The sequence below is a fragment of the Ruminococcus sp. CAG:330 genome, assembly GCF_000437175.1.
Classification (GTDB): Bacteria; Bacillota; Clostridia; order Oscillospirales; family Ruminococcaceae; genus Ruminococcus_C.
In genome coordinates this window covers 1-2,387 of the sequence record NZ_FR898050.1, presented here as the reverse complement: position 1 = coordinate 2,387, position 2,387 = coordinate 1, and the positions used below count along the sequence as shown (strand labels likewise).

Genomic DNA, 2,387 nt, shown 5'->3' with positions numbered 1-2,387 from the left:
CCGCCAGCCGGTTCGCCGTCCGCAACAGGCGTTTCCTCCGAGGTGTCGGAGATGAGGTCGATGTCCTCCTCGCCTTCCGCAGATGCCGGAAGCGCCGTTGCCGTCAGGCAGAGGCTCAGGGCGCACACGCCGGCGATCCATTTTTTCCAATTGTTCATTTGTCTTTCCACCGTCCTTTCTAGACTCTCACACGATAGGTGATCTCCGTGTAGACGGAAGAAACGAATACGTATACCTGCTGGAACAGTGCCACCAGCAGAACCACCAGAATCAGAATCATGAGCATTGCCACCACGGTGAGGATCAGCGCCAGAATCGTCTTGCCGATGGAGTACTGGTGCACCGCCTTGATGGCGTTGAACATCAGGACGACTGACCAGACGGTGCTGATGACCGTGATGCAGGTGATGAAGATCGCCTCGTCCTGAATCAGCACGTGGGACAGGATCGTCCGGACGTAAAGCCCCACTACGTAGGGGATCAGGGAATAGGCACTATAGATGTAGATGTTCTTTATGGTACCCTCGCCTTCCAGCAGGGTGCAGATCGACCAGTTGCCGATGACCCAGACCAGAAACAGCACGATGGTCTGGACGAGATACGGGACGATGCTGAACATCTTGGGATTGGTGACGGCGAACTGGTAGCCCACCAGATTGTCGTGCACGATCTCCGCCACGAACCAGAGCAGGACCACAATGCTGGCATACAGGACAGAACCGCCTTTTTTCCAGCGCAGGTCTTCGAAGCCCTCAAAGGGGTGAAACACACTGTGCTTGACCCATTGCTTTTGTGTGAGATCCATCATAGCAGCATCACTCCTCCTCTCCCTCGTGCAGCATTTCCACGAGATTCCTGGGTTGGTTTTTCTTCTTCCTGACGCTCCGGATGTGGAGGAAGATCCACAGACCGATGAGTCCTACAACCACGAGGATGACCCAGCCGAAGTTGCGGTTCAGCCACTCGGAGCGGTAGCCCTCGAACGCCTTGTCGTACAGATTGCGGGACTGTGCCAGTTTCGCATATTTCATAGCGCCCTCATAGTCCCCCTCATTATAAAGGGCGGACGAGATGCCCACGTATGCCATCTGGGAGTTGCCGTCCCGCTTCAGCACCTCCCGCCACGGCTGGAGCGCCTCGGCATAGTAGCCGGCGTTATAGAGTCCCACTGCCTCGTGGACAATCCCGCCGAACTCCGTTTCCGAGAAGATCGTGACGGTGTTCTTCATGGAGTCCGCCACGTAGATGTTCGTCCCCATGGTCTCCAGTGCGGACACCTTCATGGAAAAGCCGCCCAGCTGGTCGGAGGTGGAGCCGAGGATGAACAGCAGGTTGCCGTCCTCGTCGTACTGGAATACACGGCCGGTTTCCAAATCCAGACAGTTGATGCGTCCCTCGCCGTCGATGTCGATATCCACCATCTTGGTGCTGTAGTCCTGATTGGTGTTGGAGTCGTAGACCGAATCCAGATCGCCAAAGGTCACCTCCAGCGCAGAGAACAGATTATAGCCGGCAGGGTTGACTTTCTTGACCCGATCCGCCTCGGAGGAGGAGGACTGGGTGACGGTATAGATGAAGCCCTCATCGTCCACGTCAAAGTTGGTGATGCCCGCCGCCACGTTACGGGAGGAGTTGGCACGCATCTCGTCCGTGGCGATCATGTTCCAGAAGTAGTTCGTCACGACCTCTGCGGTAGCGTCCACGGAGTTGGCGCCGAAGTAGCCCTGGAACTCGCCCTCGCTGTTGAACATGGCTGCACCGTTGGTGATGTTGTTCAGCACCATATAGATGTTGCCTGCCTTGTCCACCAGCACTTTCTGGGGCTTGAAGGTTTCGTTTTCATATAATGTGGAGTCCGGCCGTTTCAGTTCCATCTGCACGTTGCCATCCTCGTCGCACGCCAGCAAGCGGGAGTTTCCGGTGTCTGCGATGTAGATCAGACCCGTTTCCTCCGACACATACACGCCCTCGGGCGCTTTCAGTGTGGTTTCGCTGCCGTCCTCCAGCGTGAAGCGATCCAGAATCCGGTTCACCTTGGTAAAGGTGCGGTCTGCCACAACAATGCGGTTGTTGCCGCTGTCTACAAGATAGAACTGGTCGTTCCAGTCACGGAAGAGATCCGAGGGGGTATTGAATGCCCCGCAGCCCAGATCCAGACCGCTGACGGAACGCTGTGCCTCATAGCCTGCCTGCGACGGCGTTGCCTCGCCCCAGCAGTCGTAGTTATACACATGGTAGTGCTCCGCCGCAGAGACCGCAGGCGCACCCGCTGCGGTTGCCAGCATCAGACCGGAGAGCAGCGCAGCTGCCAGATATTTTGCCTTGTTCTGCAAGAATCCTCACCCTTTCTTAGAACCTGTCTTCACAAGCGTATACACGTGTCTTTT

The 2,387-nt window shown here is 56.6% G+C and carries 3 protein-coding genes (1 of these 3 running past the window's edge); all 3 read right to left on the bottom strand.

The window, feature by feature from the left end; genetic code table 11:
- Tightly spaced (at most 37 nt apart), the 3 genes in view from QZL66_RS06105 to QZL66_RS06095 form a layout consistent with a single transcriptional unit that may run on beyond the window.
- On the bottom strand, window positions 1-141 hold the beginning of the coding sequence (locus tag QZL66_RS06105; protein ID WP_293601908.1) for a DUF5696 domain-containing protein. The gene continues 2,658 nt to the left of window position 1, outside the view; only the first 141 of its 2,799 coding nucleotides appear in the window; it begins with the start codon at window positions 139-141; its stop codon lies off the left edge, out of view.
- 37 nt (window positions 142-178) lie between these two features.
- Entirely contained in the window at window positions 179-808 is a 630-nt protein-coding gene (locus QZL66_RS06100; RefSeq protein WP_022410845.1) for a Yip1 family protein, read from the bottom strand.
- 7 nt (window positions 809-815) lie between these two features.
- Window positions 816-2,333 carry a hypothetical protein gene (locus QZL66_RS06095; protein ID WP_022410844.1) on the bottom strand — a complete coding sequence of 506 codons (1,518 nt, stop codon included), beginning with the start codon at window positions 2,331-2,333 and terminating at the stop codon, window positions 816-818.
- Window positions 2,334-2,387 lie beyond the last annotated feature (54 nt).

Excerpts from the sequence above, each read along its gene's own strand:
- QZL66_RS06100 (WP_022410845.1), bottom strand. The coding sequence starts at position 808 with ATGATGGATCTCACACAAAAGCAATGGGTCAAGCACAGTGTGTTTCAC.